Origin of the sequence: Bradyrhizobium sp. USDA 4532 (genome assembly GCF_024171315.1) — a bacterium.
In the GTDB taxonomy this organism is placed as follows: domain Bacteria; phylum Pseudomonadota; class Alphaproteobacteria; order Rhizobiales; family Xanthobacteraceae; genus Bradyrhizobium; species Bradyrhizobium australafricanum.
In genome coordinates this window covers 4,630,231-4,652,586 of the sequence record NZ_JALJZN010000001.1, presented here as the reverse complement: position 1 = coordinate 4,652,586, position 22,356 = coordinate 4,630,231, and the positions used below count along the sequence as shown (strand labels likewise).

At 64.5% G+C, this 22,356-nt stretch carries 24 protein-coding genes; 10 read left to right on the top strand and 14 right to left on the bottom strand.

The genetic code is table 11. The annotated features are described in order from the left end of the window. Nucleotides 1–92: 92 nt before the first annotated feature. From prmB to uvrC, 5 genes are all read right to left on the bottom strand, one after another. A complete protein-coding gene (prmB, locus tag J2R76_RS21245) occupies nucleotides 93–1,052 on the bottom strand; it encodes a 50S ribosomal protein L3 N(5)-glutamine methyltransferase (RefSeq protein ID WP_076825545.1) in 960 nt (319 codons plus the stop codon). Further along, nucleotides 1,052–1,519: a molybdenum cofactor biosynthesis protein MoaE gene (locus tag J2R76_RS21240; RefSeq protein WP_168856570.1), complete on the bottom strand. Its 468-nt coding sequence runs from the start codon at nucleotides 1,517–1,519 to the stop codon at nucleotides 1,052–1,054. Before J2R76_RS21240 ends, prmB begins: the two co-directional genes overlap by 1 nt. 8 nt (nucleotides 1,520–1,527) lie before the next feature. Further along, complete coding sequence (gene moaD, locus J2R76_RS21235; RefSeq protein WP_028333074.1) at nucleotides 1,528–1,779, bottom strand: molybdopterin converting factor subunit 1; 252 nt, start codon at nucleotides 1,777–1,779, stop codon at nucleotides 1,528–1,530. Then, nucleotides 1,776–2,390 carry a CDP-diacylglycerol--glycerol-3-phosphate 3-phosphatidyltransferase gene (pgsA, locus tag J2R76_RS21230; RefSeq protein WP_057016624.1) on the bottom strand — a complete coding sequence of 205 codons (615 nt, stop codon included), beginning with the start codon at nucleotides 2,388–2,390 and terminating at the stop codon, nucleotides 1,776–1,778. The genes moaD and pgsA overlap by 4 nt, the downstream gene beginning before the upstream one ends. Nucleotides 2,391–2,583: 193 nt before the next feature. Beyond that, a complete protein-coding gene (gene uvrC / locus J2R76_RS21225; RefSeq protein WP_057016623.1) occupies nucleotides 2,584–4,695 on the bottom strand; it encodes an excinuclease ABC subunit UvrC in 2,112 nt (703 codons plus the stop codon). A gap of 266 nt (nucleotides 4,696–4,961) precedes the next feature. Between uvrC and J2R76_RS21220 the strand changes: the two genes are divergently transcribed. Continuing rightward, entirely contained in the window at nucleotides 4,962–5,585 is a 624-nt protein-coding gene (locus tag J2R76_RS21220; protein WP_016844476.1) for an outer membrane protein, read from the top strand. 273 nt (nucleotides 5,586–5,858) lie between these two features. Here the strand turns inward: J2R76_RS21220 and J2R76_RS21215 are convergent, their stop codons facing one another. The 4 genes from J2R76_RS21215 to J2R76_RS21200 all read right to left on the bottom strand — a co-directional run bounded on the left by J2R76_RS21215 (nucleotide 5,859) and on the right by J2R76_RS21200 (nucleotide 8,704). Next, nucleotides 5,859–6,071 (bottom strand): cold-shock protein, encoded by a 213-nt coding sequence (locus tag J2R76_RS21215; RefSeq protein ID WP_016844477.1) that lies wholly within the window; start codon nucleotides 6,069–6,071, stop codon nucleotides 5,859–5,861. A gap of 261 nt (nucleotides 6,072–6,332) precedes the next feature. Beyond that, on the bottom strand, nucleotides 6,333–7,193 hold the full coding sequence (locus J2R76_RS21210; RefSeq protein WP_057016622.1) for a 23S rRNA (adenine(2030)-N(6))-methyltransferase RlmJ: 861 nt from the start codon (nucleotides 7,191–7,193) through the stop codon (nucleotides 6,333–6,335). A gap of 233 nt (nucleotides 7,194–7,426) precedes the next feature. Next, nucleotides 7,427–8,113 (bottom strand): ribonuclease T2, encoded by a 687-nt coding sequence (locus J2R76_RS21205; RefSeq protein ID WP_057016621.1) that lies wholly within the window; start codon nucleotides 8,111–8,113, stop codon nucleotides 7,427–7,429. 114 nt (nucleotides 8,114–8,227) lie between these two features. Next, on the bottom strand, nucleotides 8,228–8,704 hold the full coding sequence (locus J2R76_RS21200) for a hypothetical protein (protein WP_253624892.1): 477 nt from the start codon (nucleotides 8,702–8,704) through the stop codon (nucleotides 8,228–8,230). A gap of 166 nt (nucleotides 8,705–8,870) precedes the next feature. Between J2R76_RS21200 and J2R76_RS21195 the strand changes: the two genes are divergently transcribed. From J2R76_RS21195 to J2R76_RS21185, 3 genes are all read left to right on the top strand, one after another. Beyond that, nucleotides 8,871–9,170: a hypothetical protein gene (locus J2R76_RS21195; protein WP_028341043.1), complete on the top strand. Its 300-nt coding sequence runs from the start codon at nucleotides 8,871–8,873 to the stop codon at nucleotides 9,168–9,170. A 43-nt stretch (nucleotides 9,171–9,213) separates the two neighbouring features. Continuing rightward, nucleotides 9,214–9,744, top strand: a complete 531-nt coding sequence (locus J2R76_RS21190) for a DUF3617 family protein (protein ID WP_057016619.1) — start codon at nucleotides 9,214–9,216, stop codon at nucleotides 9,742–9,744. A 750-nt stretch (nucleotides 9,745–10,494) separates the two neighbouring features. Continuing rightward, nucleotides 10,495–12,768 (top strand): TonB-dependent siderophore receptor, encoded by a 2,274-nt coding sequence (locus tag J2R76_RS21185; protein WP_253624890.1) that lies wholly within the window; start codon nucleotides 10,495–10,497, stop codon nucleotides 12,766–12,768. 1 nt (nucleotide 12,769) lies between these two features. Here J2R76_RS21185 and J2R76_RS21180 read toward each other — a convergent pair whose 3' ends face one another. The 3 genes from J2R76_RS21180 to J2R76_RS21170 form a co-directional block, all read right to left on the bottom strand. Beyond that, on the bottom strand, nucleotides 12,770–14,155 hold the full coding sequence (locus J2R76_RS21180) for an ATP-binding protein (RefSeq protein ID WP_028333083.1): 1,386 nt from the start codon (nucleotides 14,153–14,155) through the stop codon (nucleotides 12,770–12,772). A gap of 112 nt (nucleotides 14,156–14,267) precedes the next feature. Then, on the bottom strand, nucleotides 14,268–14,972 hold the full coding sequence (locus J2R76_RS21175) for a response regulator (protein WP_038377300.1): 705 nt from the start codon (nucleotides 14,970–14,972) through the stop codon (nucleotides 14,268–14,270). Nucleotides 14,973–14,991: 19 nt separating this feature from the next. Further along, complete coding sequence (locus J2R76_RS21170; RefSeq protein WP_038375766.1) at nucleotides 14,992–15,540, bottom strand: MarR family winged helix-turn-helix transcriptional regulator; 549 nt, start codon at nucleotides 15,538–15,540, stop codon at nucleotides 14,992–14,994. A gap of 330 nt (nucleotides 15,541–15,870) precedes the next feature. On the opposite strand from J2R76_RS21170, the gene J2R76_RS21165 reads away from it, so the two are divergent. The 4 genes from J2R76_RS21165 (at nucleotide 15,871) to J2R76_RS21150 (ending at nucleotide 19,587) form a co-directional block, all read left to right on the top strand. Beyond that, the gene (locus tag J2R76_RS21165) at nucleotides 15,871–16,950 is read left to right on the top strand and encodes a branched-chain amino acid aminotransferase (RefSeq protein ID WP_168856574.1); all 1,080 of its coding nucleotides are present in this window, start codon (nucleotides 15,871–15,873) and stop codon (nucleotides 16,948–16,950) included. Nucleotides 16,951–17,223: 273 nt separating this feature from the next. After that, nucleotides 17,224–18,738, top strand: coding sequence for a histidine--tRNA ligase (gene hisS, locus J2R76_RS21160; RefSeq protein WP_076825529.1), 1,515 nt, complete (start codon nucleotides 17,224–17,226; stop codon nucleotides 18,736–18,738). Nucleotides 18,739–18,857: 119 nt separating this feature from the next. Then, entirely contained in the window at nucleotides 18,858–19,061 is a 204-nt protein-coding gene (locus J2R76_RS21155) for a tautomerase family protein (RefSeq protein WP_018269806.1), read from the top strand. Between the two features lie 115 nt (nucleotides 19,062–19,176). Then, a complete protein-coding gene (locus J2R76_RS21150; protein WP_057016658.1) occupies nucleotides 19,177–19,587 on the top strand; it encodes a thioesterase family protein in 411 nt (136 codons plus the stop codon). A gap of 123 nt (nucleotides 19,588–19,710) precedes the next feature. Here J2R76_RS21150 and proC read toward each other — a convergent pair whose 3' ends face one another. Next, on the bottom strand, nucleotides 19,711–20,475 hold the full coding sequence (gene proC / locus J2R76_RS21145; RefSeq protein WP_253626068.1) for a pyrroline-5-carboxylate reductase: 765 nt from the start codon (nucleotides 20,473–20,475) through the stop codon (nucleotides 19,711–19,713). Nucleotides 20,476–20,830: 355 nt separating this feature from the next. Between proC and J2R76_RS21140 the strand changes: the two genes are divergently transcribed. Together J2R76_RS21140 and J2R76_RS21135 are read left to right on the top strand one after the other, a co-directional pair. Next, nucleotides 20,831–21,604 (top strand): transposase, encoded by a 774-nt coding sequence (locus J2R76_RS21140; protein WP_253624888.1) that lies wholly within the window; start codon nucleotides 20,831–20,833, stop codon nucleotides 21,602–21,604. Next, nucleotides 21,501–21,791, top strand: a complete 291-nt coding sequence (locus tag J2R76_RS21135; protein WP_309143550.1) for a transposase — start codon at nucleotides 21,501–21,503, stop codon at nucleotides 21,789–21,791. Before J2R76_RS21140 ends, J2R76_RS21135 begins: the two co-directional genes overlap by 104 nt. A 58-nt stretch (nucleotides 21,792–21,849) precedes the next feature. Here the strand turns inward: J2R76_RS21135 and J2R76_RS21130 are convergent, their stop codons facing one another. After that, nucleotides 21,850–22,350 carry a YbjN domain-containing protein gene (locus J2R76_RS21130; RefSeq protein ID WP_016844492.1) on the bottom strand — a complete coding sequence of 167 codons (501 nt, stop codon included), beginning with the start codon at nucleotides 22,348–22,350 and terminating at the stop codon, nucleotides 21,850–21,852. Nucleotides 22,351–22,356: the final 6 nt, after the last annotated feature.

Here is a 22,356-nt window from a genome sequence, read left to right as displayed (position 1 = left end):
AGCGATCTTCGGAACCGGCTGGAACTGCACACGATTTTCGTTTCGCCGGGGTCGGGCTCCGTAAAGCGCCGGAGCCGGCGGCGGCACGCCGGTCAGAGGTCCGCGGCAGCGATCCAGAACACCTCGCCCTCGGAGTCCTCGGTGTCGAGCCAGAGCAGCGGCAGGTTCGGATAGGCGGCCTCGAGATTGTCGCGGCCGCGGCCGATCTCGCAGAGCAGCCCGCCCTGCGGGGTCAGATGTTGCCTCGCCTCATCGAGCAGGCGGCGGACGATGTCGAGCCCGTCGGCGCCGCCATCGAACGCGATCTTCGGCTCGGCACGGCACTCGCGCGGCAACGCCGCCATGCCTTCGGCGTCGACATAGGGCGGGTTCGAGATGATGAGATCGTATCTGCTGCCGCCGAGCGGCTTGAACAGGTCGCCGCGATGCAGCGTCAGGCGACCGTCGAGGCCGTGGTCGGCGACGTTGCGCGCGGCGACCTCGAGCGCGTCCTTTGAAATATCGACGGCATCGACCGCGGCGTTGGGGAAATGCCGGGCGGCCAGGATCGCGAGGCAGCCGGAGCCGGTGCAGAGGTCGAGCACGCGTTCGACCTCCTCGGGATCGCCGATCAGCGAGGTGCCGTCCTCGTCGCCGCCGAAATGCGAATCCAGCAATTCGCCGACGAAGGAGCGCGGCACGATGGTGCGCTCGTCGACATAGAACGGCAGGCCGCGCATATAGACCTTGTTGACGAGATAGGCGGCCGGCTTCCGCGTCGCGATCCGGCGCTCGATCAGGTCGAGGATCTGCTTGCCTTCGGCCACGGTGACGCGCGCGGTGGCGAAGGTCTCGAACTGGTCGGGATGCAGGTGCAGCGTTTCGCAGATCAGGAACGCGGCCTCGGCCACCGGATCGGTGGTGCCGTGCGCGAACACGAGCTTCGCCGCGTTGAAGCGGCTCGTCGCATAGCGCAGGAAATCAAACAGGGTCTGCAGCTCGCCGGCGCCGACTTTCGGCGCTTTCGGCACGGCGGGGCTGCGCCTGGCCGGCACTTTGCTGCGCTTGGCCATCAGGATTTGGTCCAGCGCGCGGCGGCCGCGTCGTCATGACCCTGCGCCTCGATCCAGCTCGCGCCGCGCGCGCTTTCCTCGCGCTTCCAGAACGGTGCGCTGGTCTTCAGATAGTCCATCAGGAACTCGGCGGCCTCGAACGCGGCCTGCCGGTGCGCCGAGGCGGTCACGACCAGCACGATGTTCTCGCCCGGCGCGATGCGGCCGAAGCGATGGATGATGGTGAGGCCCTGCAACGGCCAGCGCGACAGCGCCTCGTCGGCGTGGCGTCCAATCTCTGCTTCCGCCATGCCCGGATAATGTTCGAGCGTCAGCGCCGCGATCGGCTCGCCCTGCTCGCTGCCGCGGCAGATGCCGCTGAAGCTGACGACCGCGCCGACATCGGTGCGGCCCCTGCTCAAGGCCGCGATCTCCTGCGCGACGTCAAAGTCGGCTTGCTGGATACGGATGGTCGCTGCGACGGTCATGTTAAGATTTAGCCGCCGGTCATTGGCGGAAAGAACGCGATCTCGCGGGCGCCGGAGATCGCCGCGTCCGATTTGACATGGGCGTGGTCGATCGCGGCGCGGATCACCGTCGGCTTCTCGAAGGCATAGGCGTAGGCATCGTCGCGCGCCGCAAGCCAGCCGATCAGGTCGCCGACGGTGCGCACCTCAGCCGGCGGCTCGACGATCTCTTCAGCCTTGCCGACGCGTTCACGCACCCATGCGAAATATTTCAGCTTCATCCCTCATCCTCCTTGATGAGGTGATGGATGCCAGCACGGAAGTAATCCCAGCCGGTGTAGATCGTGAAGATAGCCGACATCCAGAGCAGCACGATGCCGATCAGGGTGGTGGCTGGGAAGACCTGCTCGCCCGCTTCGCCGGCAATCAGAAAGCCGATCGCCACCAGCTGGATCGTCGTCTTCCATTTCGCCAGCTTGGTGACGGGAACGCTGACCCTGAGCCCTGCGAGATATTCGCGCAGGCCCGAGACCAGGATCTCGCGGCACAGGATCACGATCGCCGCCCACAGCGTCCAGCCATGGATCGAATTGTCGGCGGCCAGCATCAGAAGGCTGGAGGCGACCAGGAGCTTGTCGGCGATCGGATCGAGCATCCGGCCGAAGGCGGACTGCTGGTCCCAGATCCGGGCATAATAGCCGTCGAGATAGTCGGTGATTCCCGCCGCAATGAACACGGCCAGCGCCACCCAGCGCAGCCACAACGGGCCGTCCAGGATCGATTGCCAGTAGACGCAGCCGATCACCACCGGGATCGCGGCGATCCGGGCGTAGGTCAGGATATTCGGAAGGGACATGGTCTTGGTCTGTCCCCGGGTCGTGGCGATGTTCATCCGTTCTACCAATACCGCTGAAGCGAGAAGGTCAACCGTGCGGAGGCGTCAAGCGCGACCAGATTGCGCTGCATCGTCATAGCGCCTTAGCTCGTTGTTTAAGCATGATCTTTTCGGATAACTGCCTCACACTTTTCCGCATCATGCCCTAGATGCCCTGTCGCAGCCGACGCCCTGATGACTCGCCTTTGGTTTAACCCGGCTGGGCGTGGAAAAACTCGAAAATCTTGCGGGCACTCTCGGCGCTGACGCCGGGAACCTTGCCGAGGTCGGCGATCGAGGCCCGCTCGATCTCCTTGAGCGTTCCGAAGTGGTGCAGCAGGGCACGCTTGCGGGACGGGCCGATGCCCGGGATCTCCTGCAGTCCGGCCTCGCGGATGTCCTTCTTGCGCAGCTTGCGGTGCGAGCCGATCACGAAGCGGTGGGCCTCGTCGCGCAGCCGCTGGATGAAATAGAGCACCGGGTCCCGCGGCTCCAGCTTGATGGCCTCGCGGTCGGGCATGAACAGGGTTTCGCGCCCGGCATCGCGCTCCGGACCCTTGGCCACCGCCATCAGCGAGACCTCGGTCAGACCGAGATTCTGGAAGATCTCCCGGACCGCGTTGAGCTGGCCGCGGCCGCCGTCGATGATGACGAGGTCGGGCCATTGCGGGAACGAATCGTCATCCGCTTTCGTCTTGGCTGCGGCCTCGCCCTCCGGCGGCTTCAGCAACCGCTTGAAGCGGCGTTCCAGCACCTCGCGCATCATTCCGTAATCGTCGCCCGGCGTCAGCCCTTCGGACTTGATGTTGAACTTGCGGTACTGGTTCTTCATGAACCCGTCGGGTCCCGCCACGATCATCGCGCCGACCGCGTTGGTGCCCTGGATGTGGCTGTTGTCGTAGACCTCGATCCGCTTGGGTGTGTGCGGCAGGCCGAGCGTCGAGACCATGCCCTCCAGCAGCCGGCTTTGCGTCGCGGTATCGGCGAGCTTGCGCCCGAGCGCCTCGCGCGCGTTGGTGAGGGCGTGGCCGATCAGCTCCTTCTTCTCGCCGCGCTTCGGCACGGTGACCTCGACCTTGGATCCGGCCTTGACCGACAGCGCGTCGGCGAGCAACGCGCTTTCCTCGATCTCGTGCGAGAGCAGGATCAGCTTCGGCGGCGGCTTGTCGTCGTAGAATTGCGCGAGGAACGAGGACAGCACCTCCTCGGGCGTGAAGCTCTTCTCGGCCTTCGGGAAATAGGCGCGGTTGCCCCAGTTCTGGCCGGTGCGGAAGAAGAACACCTCGACGCAGGAGTAGCCGCCCTCCTGGTGGATTGCGAACACATCGGCCTCTTCGACCGTGCGCGGATTGATGCCCTGCTGCGACTGGATCGCCGACAGCGCCGCGAGACGGTCGCGGTACAGCGCCGCGGTTTCGAACTCGAGCTCGCCGGAGGCCTTCTCCATCTCGGCCGCGAGCAGCTCCTTCACGGCGTGGCTGCGGCCGGAGAGGAATTCGGTCGCCTCGCGCACCAGTTCGCTATAGCCGGGGAAGTCGATCTCGCGCGTGCAGGGGCCGGCGCAGCGCTTGATCTGATAGAGCAGGCAGGGCCGGCTGCGGCTTTCGAAGAAGCCGTCGGTGCAGGAGCGGATCAGAAACGCGCGCTGCAGCGCCGTGATGGTGCGGTTGACTGCGCCTGCGTTGGCGAACGGGCCGAAATAGCGCCCGGGCCGCGACTGCGCGCCGCGATGCTTGAGGATCTGCGGCGCCCAATGGTCGCCGGTGATCAGAATATAGGGAAACGACTTGTCGTCGCGCAGCTGCACATTGAAGCGCGGACGGAGCTGCTTGATCAGATTGGCTTCGAGCAGCAGCGCCTCGGTCTCGGTCATGGTCGAGACGATCTCGACCTGCGTGGTCGCCGCGATCATGCGCAGGATGCGCGCCGGCAGCGGCGCGTTGGCCCGCGCATAGGACGACAGCCGCTTTTTGACGTTCTTCGCCTTGCCGACATAGAGCACGTCGTTGGCGGCGTTGAGCATGCGGTAGACGCCGGGCGAGGTCGGGGCGAGGCGGACCGCGTTCTCGATCGCGGCATGCCCGACCGAGAGCGTGCCCTCGGCGACCGCCTCGGCGGCGTCCTCCGAAGTCTCGGGCAGGCGCGCCTCGTCCTCCTCCTCGGCGGCGGAGGTTTCGGGATCGACGTCACTTGTATCGAGCGTCAGATCGTCCTGCGGCAGGTCGGACTTCGAACCGCGCCGTGGTTTGGGGGCAGCCTTGGAGTCAACCTTGGAGTCAACCTTGGGGGCCGGCGTCGGGCGCTCGGGAGAATCGTGAACCATGGGCCGTAAACTAAGTGCTTGGGCGAGCGGTCGCCAGCGTTGACGGCACCTACAAAAAGCACCTCGATTGCAGGAGGTTACCGGCCCCGCACGGGCGCCGGGAAGGGGTGCGTAACACCTTGTTAAGACTGATGAGCGGGCCGGTAACCGGGCTTAACAGCCCTTTAACTTAAAACTCTCGATAAACCTTAGCGAAAAAAGTGGAATTCCGTAACCACGCCGGCCCTCGCCGGCGGGCTGCGGCAGTTGCGTTCTGGAGAGTACCAATGACCCGGTTTGTTGCGCGTGCGCTGGCACTGATCGTTGCAGGCTGGACGACCTCGGCCGCGTCGGCCGACCTCAATTACGGATCGCCCTATACCGTCTATCAGCCGCTCAATGCCTATAGCTGGGCCGGCCCCTATCTCGGCGGCAATGTCGGCTATGGCTGGGGCTCGGTGGAGAACAACCCGACCAAGCCCTCCGGTTTCGTCGGCGGTGTACAGGCCGGCTACAACTTCCAGAACGGCTCCCCCTGGGTGTTCGGTATCGAGGCCGATATCCAGGGCACCACAGCCGACGACCGGTTCGCGCCGTGGAAGTTCTCCAACCCGTGGTTCGGCACGGTGCGCGGCCGCGCCGGCTATGCGGTCAATAACGTGCTGTTCTACGCGACCGGCGGTCTCGCCTTCGGCGAACTGCGCGGCGAGACGTTCGGCATCACGGAGAGCCACACCAATGCGGGCTTCACCGTCGGTGCCGGCGCCGAAATGGGCTTTGCCCCGCACTGGAGCGCCAAGATCGAGTATCTCTACGTCGACCTTGCCAACAGCAATTTCACGATCACCGGTGGCGTGTCGAACGGCTACAGCTTCAGCCTGGTTCGCGCCGGCATCAACTATCACTTCTGAGAACAAGAAAACGTCGACCATCAACTCCCGGCCGCGCCTAGCGCGGCCGGGTTTTTCTTTGTGTTGATGATCTCAACGTCGCGCATGCGACATGCATGCCGCGGCGTGCGCGAATCCAATCGGTGGGCCGCACGTGTGGGATATGCGGCTCCGCCGGTCGCGTCCGCATCATGCAGGTGGTCATCCAGCGAGCGCCAGCCACGCGCTCGGCAGCCAACTCACACGCAACGCCTCATTCGGTGTTCATTCCGAGCCGCGCATCGCGAGCGCTCGTCATGAGACCACCAGGTTGACCGCCTTCGGGCCCTTGCCCTTCTTGTCGGGCTCAACCTCGAACGTAATGCGTTGTCCTTCAGTCAGGTCCTTCAATCCTGCACGCTCGACAGCTGTGATGTGAACGAACACATCGCGGCCGCCATCATCAGGCTTGATGAAGCCGTAGCCACGCTCTCCGTTGAAGAACTTGACTGTCCCAGTCATGGCCATCGGGAAACTCCTCCCCCGTATTGCTCCACCGCTACGCGCACGCCGCGTAGCGGTTGACCGACATTCGCTTGTCGGAAGCTTGGCCACCTGAACAGGCCGGCGTCACGCCGCCGGTCTGCCTGGATTTATTTCGGCCTTGTCACTCCGCCGCAACCATTCGCGGAAGCGGAACGTAAAGCCAGTCGTAACAGGATGAGCATAATACGGTTCCGCGCAAATTGCCTATGCTCAAAATTGAACTTTTCAGTAGGAGGTTGTCGATCATGGTTTAGGCGTCTCGAGTCTGAAGCGTCCCGCGCCGCCTTGACCGAGCGGCTTCTCGAGTTCGGGCAGGATGATCTTCAACTCATTCGCCAGCGTCCACGGCGGATTCACCAGCAAAAGCCCTGTGGAAACGAGGCCTGCGCCTGCTTCTTGCGGTGCCACACTGAATTCCAATCGCAGGCATTTGCCGGCGGGCCGGCTGCTTGCTGCTGCAGCAGCCACACTGCGCGTTAGCTCATCGGTGGCTCTCCGGGTTTTTACGGGGTACCACAAAAGATACGAGCCGGTCGGCCACTTCGCGTACGCTTCCGTGAAAGCACTGGCCAGCCGCTCGAACTCGTCCTTCGCTTCGAACGGCGGATCGATCAGCACCAGGCCGCGCCGTTCGTTCGGCGGCACGAATGCGGGCAGCGCCATCCAGCCGTCGAGATCGACGACGCGCGCTTGCGCGTCGCGTCGCAGCGCGTCGATCAGTTGTTTGCGCGCCGTCGGTTCGATCTCGCAGGCGGTGAGGCGATCTTGCGGACGCAGCAGCGCCCGCGCGATCAACGGCGAACCAGGATAGGCTTTCAGCTCGCCTTTCGGATTGAATGCTCTGACGATGTCGAGATAGGGCGCGATCAGCGGCAATGCCTGGTCGGAGAGCCGCGCCTGCATCAGCCGCGCGATGCCGGTGAGCCATTCGCCGCCGCGCTGCGCTTCGCTCGACGTCAAATCATAGAGACCGGCGCCGGCATGGGTGTCGATGACGCGGAACGGCGCCGGCTTGTCCTGCAGATAGGTGAGCATGCGCACCAGCACGATGTGCTTGATGACGTCGGCAAAGCTGCCGGCATGAAAGGCGTGACGGTAGTTCATGTGATGATCGTGCTGCGCTCCCAAAGGGTGCGCATGTTGTACTCGTCATGCCCGGGCTTGTCCCGGCCTTCGCTAAAGCTTCGGCGGGGGTAACGTCCGAGCTCGGCGAAGCCTTGGCGTAGCCGGCTCCCGGGCATCTGCGCCTTATCTTGCTTGTTTCGCGATGGCGCAGGTGGCCGGGACATGCTGCGCGACGACGCGCAGCGCGGGTCTGCCGGCCATGACCCAGAGTTTCAGCCGCCGCGAACCGGCGGCATCAGCACCTGATCGCGGCGGCAGGCGCGGCGGTCGATTTCCTCGCAGGAGCGGAATTGCAGATCCTTGCTGAGGCAGATCCGCACCTCGCTGAGCCGCTTGCTGTCGCAGGTCACCGAGATCGCGGAGTTGCTGAGGCCCGGATTGACCTTGATGAATGCCGTCTCCAGCTCGTCGGGCGCGACCGTCTTCGGCTCCGACAATTGCAGGAATTCCTCGGGGATCTTCACCGTGGCGCGGGCCTTGCGGATGGCTTCGAAATAGGCGCGCTCGCCGAGACCGGAGCAGGTGCCGTGCTTGTCCCACTCGTTGTAGATCAGCCCGGGCGCCGGCATCAGGTCGAGCATCGAGCTCATGATGCTGCGGGCGAGTCGCGGCGAAGGCCGCTGGCAGTATTCCGGAAAGCCCCGCTCATATTGCGGCCACAGGCCGTGCACCACGAAGGAATAGGGCCGTCCGCCGCATTGCGCCTGCGTGCCGCGGCCGTTGTTGCCGCGCTCGCTCGCCGCCTCGCAGAACGAGGGCGACCACGACAGCGACAGCACATAGAAATCGAACTCACCGGGCGCATTCTGGCGGCGATCCTGGGCCGACGCCCCGACCGCACCGCACAGAATAATGGCAACCGAAATCAAAAATCGGGAAATCGTGTCCAACCGAGGCATCAAAACGCTCCCTCACTCGACCGCCCAGAGCCTAGCAGGCCGCGAGAACATTTCAAGAACAAAAAGCCGCCGTCCAAATGGCGGCGGCTCCTGCTTTAGCAATCTGGTCGGAGATCAGGGCCGCGCGGCCTTGCAGGACGGGTTATAGGTCCAGTTGCGGTCGAGCCCCGCGACGCACCATTCGACGCCCTGATTGATGCTGGCAAAGCCGCCGTCCTCGATGATCGAATAGTGCACCTTGCGCACTTTGCCGTCGCTCAGCATCGCCTCGCCCGTGCAATAACGGCGCGGGATATTGTCGGACTGCCAGGGGCGGAAGGCGGTTTCGTGAATCCCGTTGAAGCCGGTGATCACGAGCGGCGAATTCCAGAAGGTGGCTTCCTTTTCCTGGAATTGCGTGCTGATGACTGTCAGGGCCTTCTCGCATGGGGCCACATTGCCGTCATAGCGCGGGCCGGACAGCCAGAAGTTCATTTCGAGCGGATTGGCGGCTTGGGCCGTACCCCCGAAAGTCAGCAGGCCGACCACGAGTGCGGCGCCGAGGCCGAGCTTGCGGCCGAGTTTATTGCGGGAGTTGAACAGGTTGCGCATGGGAATCCACCCGATTATCCGATGCCGCGGACGGTGCCGCGAAGCCCCGGCAAGGTCAAGTGCAGGGCGGCAACACCTGCGGAGAAGTCCACTTTGGGGAGCCGGCTCGTTCTTTTCACGGTCGCCGGCGCACTCTATGTTGGCTCGAAGCGAAATGGAGTCTGCGATGCGAAGGAAATTGGCCGCGTGCCTGGTTGCCGTTTGCGGGATGCTGGCCGTTGTGCCGGCGCGGGCGGATTGGATGCAGCCGGTACCGCCGTTCAAGGGCAATGATACCGGCGGTATCATCGCCTATACGCTGGCGACCCAGAGCGACGCCCGGCAACTCGCAGTCGATCACTGCGCCTCCTACGGCAAGGTGGTTAAGTTCCTTGCGATGCAGAACTATCCGGGCGGCTACATCTCTTTCGCCTGTCGCTGGGTGCCTTATGGCGCAGCCCAGAGGCCGCTGCGCACGCTCTACTGAGCGCGCACCGGATCTTTCGATCGTTCAGCCGGGAGCCGACCGCATGACCCGACAGCTTGCCTTGCTTGGTTCGGCTGTGTGCCTTGTCCTGTCCGCTGGCGCCGCAAGTGCCGTCGACCTGCCGATCCGCAAGGCCGGTCTGTGGGAGATGAAGATGGTGCGCACCGGCGGGCCGATGCCCGAAATCACCATGCAGCACTGCACCGACGAGACCACCGACAAGGAGATGAGCGCGGCGGCCTCGCCGATGGCCAAGGAAGTCTGCTCGAAGCAGGATATCAAGAAGACCGCGACCGGCTATGTCAGCGACAGCGTCTGCAGCGTCGCCGGCATGACGATGCAGAGCCATGCCGAGATCGTCGGCGATTTCAATTCCGCCTACACGGTGAAGAGCACCTCGCATGCCGAGGGCGGCGCGGCCGGCTCGCGCGACACCACGATGACCATCGAGGCGAAATGGCTCGGCGCCTGCAAGAGCGACCAGAAGGCCGGCGACATCATCATGCCCGGCGGCATGAAGATGAACGTCAAGGACATGGAAAAGCTGAAGGGCCTCATGCCCAAGCAGAAGTAGCGCGCAGCGCATCCGGCTGTTGCCGGGCGCCCGAATGCATCGCCTCGCATGCTGAGAGGCTGCGCAGCTTGCACCACCATCACTTCGAGTAGCTCGCGACAAAATTGCAAAGCAATCTTGCGCTGAGGCGATGTGCAATCCATCCGATCCTTCCCGTCACCAGGGCTATCGCATATGCCCCTTGGCGACCGCGCAAGTGCTTGGCCTCGTGGTTCGAGACGCGCCGCAAGAGGCGCTCCTCACCATGAGGGTCTACTATTGTGCCGCAGAACAAGACCTCATCCTGAGGAGCCCGCCGAAGGCGGGCGTCTCGAAGGATGGCCACGAGCACGCCGCCACGAAAAGCGATAGCCTTTGCGCGGAGATGACGGTTCAGCGCGTTCGTGTGCTCCTCGGCGCGTGATGACGTCGACGGGATGCAACGTCATTGAATGATCGCCGCGTACCTCGCGTTCGAGAGACTCTCTGCGAGAGACGACGCGCATCGCATTCGTCGTGTCGAAAGCCTGACGCGCCAACATGTCGTTTTGAATCGTTCCAGCGTTGCGCATCTTGAATCACTCCAGTGTTGCGCTTCGTTGCTGCTTCCATCGATTCTATTTTGCGCGTGTGGAATTTCGATCATCCCGCCGATAGAAGTCCGCCCCAATCGATGTCGGCCTTGTCGCAAACGCGGCTCGATCGATGTCGGCGTAAGGCAATGTGGGGATTTGTTCGGTGGGAATGGCTTCGTTGCGGAGCAAGCGCGGCTTGCTCGCATCAACGGCTGCGATCAATGCGGCGCTGCTCGGTTCGGTCATACTTGTGCCAATGGGTGCAGACGTCGCCAGCGCTCAGGCGCAGACAAGTCCTCCGCAGAGCAATGTCAGCGAACTTCCCGCAGTGACGGTGGATGAACCTGGCGCCGCAAAAAAGCGCGGTGCCGTCGTTTCAAGCCAGAACACCAGGACTTCGCGCGCGGTCGCGGCGAACCGGCGCCGCAGTGCCGCGGCGCCCGCCCGGAGCCAGGCTCCGCGGTCGCAAGGCACAGGAGGCGCGATCGGTACGACCACGGGGTACGTCGCAACCGCGAGCACGGCCGGCACCAAGACCAGCACAGCGCTGATCGAAACGCCGCAGTCGCTTTCGGTCGTCACGCAAAAGGAGCTAAGGGATCGCAACGTTCAGACGCTCAAGGACGCCGTCAGCTACACGCCCGGCGTGACGACCACGGCGTTCGGCTATGATCCAAGGTTCGATAGTTTCTACATCCGTGGCTTCGACGCGACCTATACAGGGATCTATCGCGACGGCCTGCGCCAGGGCGGCGGCAACTTCGCAATTCCCAAGATCGAACCCTACGGTCTCGACAGCGTGTCGATCCTCCGCGGACCAGCCTCGGGCCTCTATGGCCTCGGCTCTCCGGGAGGCATCGTGGATGTCACGACCAAGCGGCCGCCGTTGACGGCATTCGGTGAGGTGCAGCTGCAGGGCGGCACCTACGACCGTTACCAGGGCAGTTTCGATGTCGGTGGTCCGGTGCCCGGCAGCGATCAGCTGTACTACCGGCTGACGGGCCTGCTTCGCGACGCAAAGACCTGGTACCCCGGCAACGACGACGATCGCGCCTATATCGCGCCGGCGCTGACCTGGCGGCCCGACGCCGACACGTCCTTCACCATCCTGAGCGAATATCAAAGCAGCCGAACCGCCGCGAGCATCGGCAACTTCCGCACGCCTGACGGACAGTTGACCAACATCTATTCGAATGATCCGGCGTTCAGCGCGATGGATCAGAAGCAATATCGCATCGGCTACGCGTTCGAGCACAATGTCGACGACGTGTGGACGGTGCGGCAGAACTTCCGCTTCTACCAGGTCGACGTCGACGCGAAATACACCCAGATCGATTCAATCGACAGCAGCACCAATCTGGCGTCGCGGTCCGCGTGGCGGATCCTGGACAGCTTCAACACGGTGACGCTCGACAATCAGGCCGAGGCCAAGTTCATGCTCGGCGCGATCAAGAATACCGTGCTGTTCGGCGTCGACTACGGTCACTCCTACTACAACGACAAGATCGGTTACGGCCCGGCGCCCGATCTCAATCTCCTGACCATGAACTACGGCGCCCAGGCCATCGCGACGCCGGCATTCTCGATCTTCAACAAGCAGTCGACCGACGAGGTCGGTGTCTATGCGCAGGAGCAGGCCAAGCTCGGAGCCTTTATTCTGACGCTCAACGGCCGCCAGAGCTGGGTGTCGCAGACCACGACCGCGGGTCTCGACGGCGTGCCGTCAACGCAGAAGGCGACCGCCTTCACGGGCCGTGCGGGCCTGAGCTACGTCTTCGACAACGGCATTGCGCCCTATATCAGCTACGCGACGGCATTCGCCCCGCAGGTCGGCGTCGACGCATCCGGATTGCCGTTCAGGCCGACCACCGGCGAGCAGAAGGAAGTGGGCATCAAGTACCAGATGCCGAACGTTCCGGTGCTGTTGACCGCCGCGGTGTTCGACATCACGCAGGACAATGTGCTGCGTACCGATCCGAACAACATGGCATTCCAGGCAGCGACCGGGCAGGTCGAATCCAAGGGTGTGGAGCTCGAGGCGAAGCTCGCGCTCAAGCAGGGATTTGATCTCACCGCCGCCTACACCCATCTCAACGTCGTGATCACGCAGGGCAATCCCGATACGACCGGCAATGAGTTCTCCGGCATTCCGGGGAATTCCTTCGCCGCCTTCGGCAAGTATACGTTCCAGTCCGGCGTGCCCGTCGAAGGCCTCGGGCTTGGTCTCGGCGTGCGTTATATCGGCACGAACTTCGGCAACGACCAGAACACGTTCCAGAACGCTGCGACGACGTTGTTCGACGCGGTGATCGATTACGATCTGGGCAAGCTGGACCGCCGCTTCCTCGGCGCCACGATGCGCGTCAACGCCACCAATCTGTTCGATACGCACTACCAGACCTGCCAGTCCGGTTACTGTTATGCCGGCGAACGGCGACAGGTCATCGGCACCTTGTCCTACCGCTGGTAGGTTACACCGGCACCCGCACGACGGCGCGCAGGCCGCCCATCGGACTTTCGCTGAGCATGATGTCTCCGCCATGCGAGCGGGCGATGTCGCGGGCGATCGCAAGCCCGAGCCCGGTGCCGCCTTCGTCCTGGTTGCGGGCATCGTCGAGCCGCAGGAACGGCTTGAACACTTCCTCGCGCATGTCGGCGGGGATGCCCGGCCCGTCGTCGTCGACCGTGACGTTGAGATAGCGATGGTCGCGATGGCCGGTGATCGAGATCGTGTTGGCGTGGCGCGCTGCATTGGAGACGAGGTTGGCGAGACAGCGCTTGAACGAGGCCGGCTTCACCGTGACGACGGGCAGGCCGTGGAATGCAACGGTTGCGGTGTGGCCGTGGCGCTCGGCGTCGCTGCGCAATTCCTCCAGCGCCAACGCCATGTCGGTCGGCTGCGCGACCTCGCCGGAATCGCCGCGCGCGAAGGCAAGGTAGTCCTCCAGCATCATCGACATCTCGTCGACGTCCTTACGCATCGCGTCGATCTCGGGGCCTTCGCCGATCAGGGCAAGCTCGAGCTTGAACCGGGTCAGGATGGTGCGCAGATCATGCGATACACCGGCGAGCATCGCGGTGCGCTGCTCGATCGAACGTTCGACGCGCGCCTTCATCTCGATGAAGGCCTGCGCCGCGCGCCGCACCTCGCGCGCGCCGCGTGGCCGGAAGTTCGGCGCCTCGCGGCCCTTGCCGAAACTTTCGGCGGCGTCGGCGAGCCGCAGGATCGGCTTGATCTGGTTGCGCAGGAACAGCACGGCGACGATCAGGAGGATCGTCGAGGTGCCGAGCATCCAGAAGATGAAGATCTCCGAATTGGAGGCGTAGGCCGCGCTGCGCTGGGCGAAGATCCGCATCACCGAATCGTCGAGCTGCACGCGGATCTCGACCAAATTGGATTTACCGACGGTGTCGATCCAGAACGGGCGGCTGATCTGGCGGCCGAGCTGCACCGACAGCGTCTGGTCGAGCAGCGAGAAGAACGGCTTCGGCCCCGGCGGCGGCATGTCGCCGGCGGGAAGGAAGTCGACCACCAGCTGCAGTTTCTGGGCGATGCGGCGAAGCTGCGCGCGGTCCTTGTCCTGCGGGTAGCTCTTGTAGACGTCGATCAGCGCGGCGATATCGGACACCACCGCGGCCGACAGGCGCCGCGTCACCGTGTTCCAGTGCCGCTCCATGAACACGAACGCCACCACGGTCTGCAGGATCACCATCGGCACGATCATGATCAACAGCGCGCGGGCATAGAGGCCGGTCGGCATCCAGCTCTTGAACGCGTTGCCCATCCAGCCGTTCGCCTTCGAGACGCGCTGCGAGGCGTTGCGGATCAGGGTCAGGCCGGAGTCGAGCGTGCTCATGTTCGATACTTATTGAGCGATGGGATTTCGTAGCCCGGATGAGCGAGCGATATCCGGGGCTTGCCAACCCCGCATATCGCTTCGCTCATGCGGGCTACTTTCTGGGTCATGCTCAGGGCGAAGCCACCAGGCGATAGCCGATGCCGCGCACCGCCTGCAGAAACAGCGGATTGGCAGGATCGTGCTCGATCTTGCGGCGCAGGCGGTTGATCTGCACGTCGACCGCGCGTTCGTTGACGGTGCCGCCGGAGGTCAACTCGGCGCGCGGCACGGTCTCGCCGGGCGCGCTGGCGAGGATGCGCAGCATCTCGCGCTCGCGATCGGTGAGGTGGATGATCTCCTCGCCCTGACGCAGTTCGCTGCGCTCGATGTGGAAAATATAGGGGCCGAACGCGATCTGCTCGACGACCGCGACCTGCGGCGGCGCGGTGCGCTTGAGGATATTGCCGATCCGGAGTACCAGCTCGCGCGGCTCGAATGGCTTGGCGACATAATCGTCGGCGCCGATCTGCAGGCCCTCGATGCGGGCTTCCGCCTCGTGGCGGGCGGTCAGCATGATGATCGGCACCGTCGAGGAGCTGCGGATGAAGCGGGCGAGGTCGAAGCCGTTCTCGCCGGGCATCATCACGTCGAGGATCAGCAGGTCGAAATGCAGCCCGAGCAGCTTGGCGCGCGCATCGGTGGCGCTCATTGCCGTCGTGACCCGGTAGCCTTCGCCGGAGAGAAAGCGCGACAACAGGTCGCGAATGCGGCGGTCGTCGTCGACCAGCAGAAGATGCGGCGCGTCGTCGGCCGGCTCGACCGGCGCGCGCATCATGGTTGCAGCCTGCACCAGCTCACTCCCTCGTTTTTCTGCCGCCGCCGAAGATCGCTTCGAGCACCTTGTCGGGATCGTCGCGGTCGATCATCGCGCGGAGGAATTGGCGAACCGTCTCGACGCCGGCCGGATCGATGCCGGCGACCGCGCGGTTGATGCGGTCGGTCTGCAGCCCCGCGAGCTTGGCGACCAGCGCCTCGCCCTTCGGTGTGGCGTAGAGCAGGCGCTGCCGGCGGTCGTTGTTGCCGGTCTTCTGCACGATGTAGCCCTCGTCCAGGAGCTGCTTGAGCACGCGCCCGAGCGACTGCTTGGTGATGCGCAGGACGTCGAGCAGGTCGGCGACCTTCAGCCCCGGATAGCGGGTAACGAAGTGGATGACGCGGTGGTGGGCGCGGCCGAAGCCGAACGCCTCCAGCTCCTGGTCGGCATCGCCGACAAAGTCGCGGTAGGCGAAGAACAACAGCTCGATGATATCCCAGCGCAGGTCGCGCGCCCCCGCCGCCGGGGCGTTGTCGTCTCCCTGCGAATCGGGCTTGGCAGCCATGCCTGAGAAATTTATGTCAGTCATATTGACGTATCTTGGGTTCAATGTTACAAAACTGCCTGTCACGACGAAACATTAGGTCGTTTTGTCCTCGACAGCGTTTAAGGCGGCCTGAACGAGCCTGTGAGGCGGTTTGGGCCGCAAATTGGACTACCGTGCGATTGTCGAGCGGCATTTCGGCAAACATACTGGACTTCAGCATTCCGCAAAAGCATGTCTAAACGGCATGTTGGCGATGGAAGCCGGCGGCGTGGCCGGCGGTGGTGAAGTTCGGGCCAGCCGAGCCTGATGGCTCCGGGGGAAACAGGCCGGCGCCGGGTATCGCGCCGGTTCCGACAGCGGAAAGCAAGAAAAATGACTTTGAAATTTGACATCCAGCCTTCGCCGAATGCGACGTCCGACAAGGATCGCGCGGCGAAGCTCGTGGACCCCGGCTTCGGCCGGGTCTTTACCGATCACATGGCGATCGTCCGCTACAGCCAGGGCAAGGGCTGGCACAGCGCCCGCGTCGAGGCCCGCGCGAATTTTCCGCTCGATCCGGCCGGCGCGGTGCTGCACTACGCCCAGGAAATTTTCGAAGGCCTCAAGGCCTACAAGCGCGACGACGGCGGCGTGAACCTGTTTCGGCCGGACGCCAATGCCCGCCGCTTCCATGATTCGGCCGAGCGCATGGCGATGGCGCCGTTGCCCGAGAATTTGTTCATCGATGCAGTCGAGCAGCTGGTGCGGATCGATCGCGCCTGGATCCCGGGCGGCGAGGGCAGTCTCTATCTGCGGCCCTTCATGATCGCGAGCGAGGTCTTCCTCGGCGTGAAGCCGTCGGCCGAATACATCTTCTCGGTCATCGCCTCGCCGGTCGGCTCCTATTTCAAGGGCGGCCCTGCGCCGGTGTCGATCTGGGTGTCGGAGAATTACACGCGCGCCGCGATCGGCGGCACCGGCGCCGTCAAGTGCGGCGGCAACTACGCCGCCAGCCTGCGCGCGCAGGCCGAGGCGATCGAACGGGGCTGCGACCAGGTCGTGTTCCTCGATGCGGTCGAGCGCCGCTACATCGAGGAGCTCGGCGGCATGAACGTGTTCTTCGCATTCGACGACGGCTCGCTGCTGACGCCGCCGCTCGGCACCATCCTGCCCGGCATCACCCGCGACTCGATCATCGCGCTTGCCAAGGATGCCGGCACGCGCGTGCGCGAGGAGCCCTATACGATCCAGCAATGGCGCGCTGACGCCGCCAGCGGCAAGCTGAAGGAGGCGTTCGCCTGCGGCACCGCGGCCGTCATTTCGCCGATCGGCAAGGTGTGCTCGGCGAGCGGCGACTTCCAGATCAGCGGCGGCGTGGCCGGCCCGGTCGCCATGGGCCTGCGCAAGAAGCTGGTCGACATCCAGTACGGTCGCACCAACGACCCGCATAACTGGATCAGGAACGTCGCCTGACGCGCGGGCTGTACGGTAGGCACTCTCTCTCGCTCCCTCGCCCCGCTCTTGCGGGGAGAGGGTGGCGTGAGGGGCTGCTTGCGCAAACATGGTAAGAGCACGGCTCGCGGAGAGTCCCCCTCACCCGGAATTCAAGCTACGCTTGAATTCCGACCTCTCCCCGCAAGCGGGGCGAGGTAAGAGCGGCCGGATGCCTTGCTCCGCGCCGCCTCGGCTGGTAACCCGGCGTATCTTTGTAAGCTACCGCGGCTTACAGACCTTGCAGCGCATGACATGGCCGAGAAACCCAAAAAACCCCAGAAACTGAAGGCGCGCCTGCCGCGCGGGCTGGAAGATCGCGGCCCGGCCGCGATCAATGCCACGCGGGCGATGGTCGAGAAGATCCGCGCCGTCTACGAGCTCTACGGCTTCGAGCCGGTGGAGACGCCGGCGATGGAATACACCGACGCGCTCGGCAAGTTCCTGCCCGACCAGGACCGGCCCAATGAGGGCGTGTTCTCGTTCCAGGACGATGACGAGCAGTGGATATCGCTGCGCTACGATCTCACCGCGCCGCTGGCGCGCTATGTCGCGGAAAACTTCGACGCGCTGCCGAAGCCTTATCGGTCGTATCGGTTCGGCTATGTCTTCCGCAACGAGAAGCCCGGTCCCGGCCGCTTCCGCCAGTTCATGCAGTTCGACGCCGACACGGTCGGCTCGGCGACGCCGGCGGCCGACGCCGAGATTTGCATGATGGCGGCCGACACGATGGAAGCGCTCGGCATTCCGCGCGGCTCCTATGTCGTGAAGGTGAACAACCGCAAGGTGCTCGACGGCGTGCTCGAGGCGATCGGCCTCGGCGGTGAGGAGAATGCGGGCCGCCGTCTCACGGTGCTGCGCGCGATCGACAAGCTGGACAAATTTCCCGCCGACGAGGTTCGCAAGCTGCTTGGTCCCGGACGATGGGATGGCGGCGAAGAAGGCAAGGGCGACTTTACCAAGGGCGCCGACCTGAGCCCCGCGGATGCCGATATCGTCCTGGCCGTCACGCAGCAGCGCGACGATTGGCGAGAGGCGATTGCTGCGGCGGAGACCTATCTGGCGAAGAGCGAAGTTGGTCAGGCCGGCGTGAGCGAGCTCGAGGAGATCGCCAAGCTGGTCGCGGCGTCCGGCTATGGCGCGGATCGCATCCGCATCGATCCCACCGTTGTTCGCGGCCTCGAATACTACACCGGCCCGGTCTACGAGGTTGAGCTGCTGCTCGACACCAAGGACGAGAAGGGGCGCCCGGTGCGATTCGGCTCGGTTGGTGGCGGTGGCCGCTATGACGGCCTGGTCTCGCGCTTCCGCGGCGAGCCGGTGCCGGCAACGGGCTTCTCGATCGGGGTGTCGCGCCTGCAGGCGGCGCTGACGATGCTCGGCGAGCTCGACACGCGGGCCGAGTTCGGCCCTGTCGTCGTCACCGTGTTCGACCGCGATCGTGTCGCCGACTACCAGAAGATGGTCGCGCAGTTGCGCCAGGCCGGCATCCGCGCCGAGCTCTATCTCGGCAATCCGAAGAACATGGGCAACCAGCTCAAATATGCCGATCGCCGCAACTCGCCCTGCGTGATCATCCAGGGCTCGGACGAGAAGGCGCGCGGCGAGGTGCAGATCAAGGATTTGATCGAAGGCGCCAAGGCCGCAGCTGCGATCGCCTCCAACCAAGAATGGCGTGAGACGCGTCCGGCGCAGTTCTCCTGCGCGGAGGCCGATCTGGTCGCCAGGGTCCGCGAGGTCCTGGCGCGGCATGACGTGGCGTGGGGATAGCCATTCGCTTGTGACGTCATGCCCGGCCTTGTGCCGGGCATCCACCTCTTGTTTGATGCGCGGCGACGTGAATGACCGGGAGGAGCCCGGCCATGGCGACAACAAGAGGGAGAGCAACAATGCCTGAGATCACCGTGAGCATGGCCGCCGGCCGCACCGACGAGCAGAAGCTCGGCATGATGCGCGACATCACCCAGGCACTGGTGAAGAATCTCGGCGTCGATGCCGACGCGGTCGTGATCCAGATCAACGAAGCGCCGCTGCATCACAAGATGAAGGGCGGCAAGTCGTTCGTCGAGCGCGCGGCTGCGGCGAAGAAGTGACGCGCGAAAGCGCGTCATCCCGGGGCGCGCATTAGCGCGAGCCGGGGATCTCGATCAAAATCTCCAGATTCCGGGTTCACGCTTCGCGTGCCCCGGAATGACGAGCAAGGCATCCATGGACGCACGCGATTTCATCAGGATCGGCATGAGCGCCGAGCGCATGCTCGTGGTGCCGCCGGAGCGCACCGTCGGTCACTTCGTGCCGGGCATGCCGATGGTCTATGCGACGCCGATGATGATCCTCGAAATGGAGATGGCGTCGGGCGATGCCATTCGCGCCGCGCTGCAGCCCGGCTGGGTCACGGTCGGGACCGAGGTCGATATCCGCCATCTCGCCGCCGCGCTGGTCGGCGCCACCGTGCGGACGACCTCAAAAGTGATCGCGGTCGAGCGCCGCGTGATCCGCTTCGAGGTCGAGGCCTTTGAGGGCACGCGCAAGCTCGGCGAAGGCCGCCACGCCCGCGGTCTGATCAATGTCGAAAGCTTCAACAAGCGGCTGGCCGGGACGTCGGGTTCGGCGCAGTAGGCGGCCTGTGTCGTTGGTCCGGCGAACTCGTCATGCGCGGGCCTGACCCGCGCATCCATTAAGGAAGAAAGCGTCCTTGTTCGATGGATTGCCGGGTCAAGCCCGGCAATGACGGTGCATGCGCTACTTCGCCAATTCCCTTGAGCGCCTTGCCGCGGCGGCAATCGCGCGGGTCATCAGTGGCTGCATGCCGTCATTGGCCATCAGCACCTCGAGCGCCGCGGCGGTGGTGCCGCCGGGCGAGGTGACGTTCTGCCGCAGGGTCGCCGACGGCAGATCCGAGCGATGCAGCAATTCGCCGGAGCCGGCGATGGTCGCCCGCGCCAGCGTGGTCGCAAGCTGCTCGGGCAGGCCGGCCGCAACGCCGGCGCGCGCCAGCTCCTCGGCGAGCAGGAACACATAGGCAGGGCCCGAGCCGGAGACCGCGGTCACCGCGTCCATCAGGCTCTCATCGTCGACCCATTCGACGAGCCCGGTCGCTTTCAGCAGCGCATCGGTCATCGCGCGCTGCGCGGCGGTGACGCGCTTCGACGGTACAGCGACGGTGATGCCGCGGCCGATCGCTGCCGGCGTGTTCGGCATCGCGCGCACCACCGCGCCGCCGACAACCTCTTCCAGCGCTGACGTGGTCGTGCCGGCCATGATCGAGACGACGAGTGTCGAGGGACCGACGAAGGATTTCAGTGCGGCGCCGGCGTCGCGGAACGATTGCGGCTTCACCGCGACGACAAGCGTGTCGACCGTGCCGAGATCCTTCGCCTGCGGATTGAGCCGCACGCCCTTTGCGGCAAGCGCGGAAATCTCCGGCGAGAGATGCGGGTCGATCACCGCGACGCGCTCGGGTGCAAGGCCCTGCGCGAGCCAGCCGGTCAGCATGGCGCCGCCCATCTTGCCCGCGCCCGCGAGCGCGATGGTGCCGGAAGTATTCGTCAGTGCGCTGTTGGATGTGCTCACAGGTGACTCCGCAAACTCTCACGTCGTCCCGGCGAAGGCCGGGACCCATAACCACAGGCGGTTCTAGTGAGGCACGCGATCAGCCACAAGCAGTTTGCTTAAGCCCAGGGGCCGCGGAGTATGGGTCCCTGTGTCTTGGAAGTCTGTCAGGATGTGGGTGGGCGGGAAGCCGTTGGGTCCTTGGCGCTTGACGCCGTGAGCCGGCTCGGTGTCCCGCCCGTTCCATCTATCAACCTGAACAGTTGCACGAGGCTGCAGCAACAGACCTCGCATCACAGGGACAGGCACCGTGACCATAGCTCTTCGTTACGTCGGAATCGACATCTCCAAGAAGCACCTCGATATCTTTGATGAGGCTGACGGCGTGCCGAGGCGCATTGCCAACGCGACACAGGCCATCACACAGCAGGTGGCGCGTTGGCAATGCGATGTGCTGGTCGTCTTCGAGGCGACGGGTATCTATGACCTCGCGCTGCGCGAGGCGCTGCGTCAGGCCGGGATCCAGTTCGCACGGATCAACCCGGCCCGTGCCCGCGACTTTGCACGGGCTAGCGGCCTGCTGGCCAAGACCGATCCGATCGATGCGCGGATGCTGGCGGCCTTTGCGCGGGCCATGCAGCCCGCCCCCGAGCAGGTCGCCGATCCTGCACGGGGCGCCTTGGCGAGGCTTGCAAAACGGCGGGATCAGCTGGTCCTCATGCGCGCCCAGGAGAAGAACCGGCGCAGCGAGGCCGACGATCGTGCAATGGCCGAACGCATTGGCCGCCTCATCGAGGTCCTCGACAGCGAGATCGCCGAGATCGAGGCCGACATCGGCGCCTTGATTAAAGCCGAAGCGGAGATCGCGGACGATGCGAAGTTAATGCGTTCGCTGCCCGGCGTGGGTCCGGTGGCCTGCATGCAGCTCATCGCCCAGATGCCGGAACTCGGGCGGGTCGGACCGAAACAACTCGCAGCGCTTGCTGGCCTTGCTCCCTTCAACTGGCCTTGCTCCCTTCAACGTCGACAGCGGCGCCTTCCGCGGCAAGCGCAAAATTGCGGGCGGCCGAAAGCGCGTTCGTGACGCCCTTTATATGGCGGCCCTCAACGCAATTCGCAGGGCTGATCCGTTCAAGGCCTTCTATGCACGACTGCGACAGGCCGGAAAACCAGCCAAACTCGCCCTCATCGCCGTCGCCAGGAAGCTGTTGACGGTCCTCAATGCCATGATGCGAGACCGAAAGCCGTACCTGCAGACCAAACCAACATAACAGTTGCCGGCCTTCGCCGGGACGACACCGAGCGTGTGGGAGCGCTGGAGCGAAACCCTTACGCCTCGCCCTCGGTATCGAACATCGCCGCGGCCATCGCCTCGGCGGTCGACTTGCCGGCCCACACCACGAACTGGAACGCCGGGTAGTAGCGCTCGCAGGCGTGGATTGCGTTGACCACCATGGCCTCGCACTGCGCGGTGGAGGCGGTGAGGCCGCCGGGCAGCACCAGCGCCTGACGGTGCATCACCATGCCGGTGTGGGTCCACAGATCGAAATGGCCGACCCACAATTGTTCGTTGATCGCGGCGACCAGCCGCTGCACCTCGGCGCGGCGCGCCTGCGGCATCTTCATGTCGAAGGCGCAGGCGAGATGCAGCGCCTCGATCTCGCCCATCCAGGTGAACGAGAGCTGATAATCGATCCAGTCTCCCTTGGAGACGATCGTCACCTCGTCTTCGCCGGAACGCTCGAACGCCCAGTTGTTGTCGGTGGCGATATCTTCGACCACCGCAAGCGGGTTATTCCGGGAATCGATAATGCTTTCGAGGAGGGACATGCCGTC

Excerpts from the sequence above, each read along its gene's own strand:
- prmB (WP_076825545.1), bottom strand. The coding sequence starts at position 1,052 with ATGGCCAAGCGCAGCAAAGTGCCGGCCAGGCGCAGCCCCGCCGTGCCG.
- J2R76_RS21240 (WP_168856570.1), bottom strand. The coding sequence starts at position 1,519 with ATGACCGTCGCAGCGACCATCCGTATCCAGCAAGCCGACTTTGACGTC.
- moaD (WP_028333074.1), bottom strand. The coding sequence starts at position 1,779 with ATGAAGCTGAAATATTTCGCATGGGTGCGTGAACGCGTCGGCAAGGCT.
- pgsA (WP_057016624.1), bottom strand. The coding sequence starts at position 2,390 with ATGAACATCGCCACGACCCGGGGACAGACCAAGACCATGTCCCTTCCG.
- uvrC (WP_057016623.1), bottom strand. The coding sequence starts at position 4,695 with ATGGTTCACGATTCTCCCGAGCGCCCGACGCCGGCCCCCAAGGTTGAC.
- J2R76_RS21220 (WP_016844476.1), top strand. The coding sequence starts at position 4,962 with ATGACCCGGTTTGTTGCGCGTGCGCTGGCACTGATCGTTGCAGGCTGG.
- J2R76_RS21215 (WP_016844477.1), bottom strand. The coding sequence starts at position 6,071 with ATGGCCATGACTGGGACAGTCAAGTTCTTCAACGGAGAGCGTGGCTAC.
- J2R76_RS21210 (WP_057016622.1), bottom strand. The coding sequence starts at position 7,193 with ATGAACTACCGTCACGCCTTTCATGCCGGCAGCTTTGCCGACGTCATC.
- J2R76_RS21205 (WP_057016621.1), bottom strand. The coding sequence starts at position 8,113 with ATGCCTCGGTTGGACACGATTTCCCGATTTTTGATTTCGGTTGCCATT.
- J2R76_RS21200 (WP_253624892.1), bottom strand. The coding sequence starts at position 8,704 with ATGCGCAACCTGTTCAACTCCCGCAATAAACTCGGCCGCAAGCTCGGC.
- J2R76_RS21195 (WP_028341043.1), top strand. The coding sequence starts at position 8,871 with ATGCGAAGGAAATTGGCCGCGTGCCTGGTTGCCGTTTGCGGGATGCTG.
- J2R76_RS21190 (WP_057016619.1), top strand. The coding sequence starts at position 9,214 with ATGACCCGACAGCTTGCCTTGCTTGGTTCGGCTGTGTGCCTTGTCCTG.
- J2R76_RS21180 (WP_028333083.1), bottom strand. The coding sequence starts at position 14,155 with ATGAGCACGCTCGACTCCGGCCTGACCCTGATCCGCAACGCCTCGCAG.
- J2R76_RS21175 (WP_038377300.1), bottom strand. The coding sequence starts at position 14,972 with ATGATGCGCGCGCCGGTCGAGCCGGCCGACGACGCGCCGCATCTTCTG.
- J2R76_RS21170 (WP_038375766.1), bottom strand. The coding sequence starts at position 15,540 with ATGACTGACATAAATTTCTCAGGCATGGCTGCCAAGCCCGATTCGCAG.
- J2R76_RS21165 (WP_168856574.1), top strand. The coding sequence starts at position 15,871 with ATGACTTTGAAATTTGACATCCAGCCTTCGCCGAATGCGACGTCCGAC.
- hisS (WP_076825529.1), top strand. The coding sequence starts at position 17,224 with ATGGCCGAGAAACCCAAAAAACCCCAGAAACTGAAGGCGCGCCTGCCG.
- J2R76_RS21155 (WP_018269806.1), top strand. The coding sequence starts at position 18,858 with ATGCCTGAGATCACCGTGAGCATGGCCGCCGGCCGCACCGACGAGCAG.
- J2R76_RS21150 (WP_057016658.1), top strand. The coding sequence starts at position 19,177 with ATGGACGCACGCGATTTCATCAGGATCGGCATGAGCGCCGAGCGCATG.
- proC (WP_253626068.1), bottom strand. The coding sequence starts at position 20,475 with ATGGGCGGCGCCATGCTGACCGGCTGGCTCGCGCAGGGCCTTGCACCC.
- J2R76_RS21130 (WP_016844492.1), bottom strand. The coding sequence starts at position 22,350 with ATGTCCCTCCTCGAAAGCATTATCGATTCCCGGAATAACCCGCTTGCG.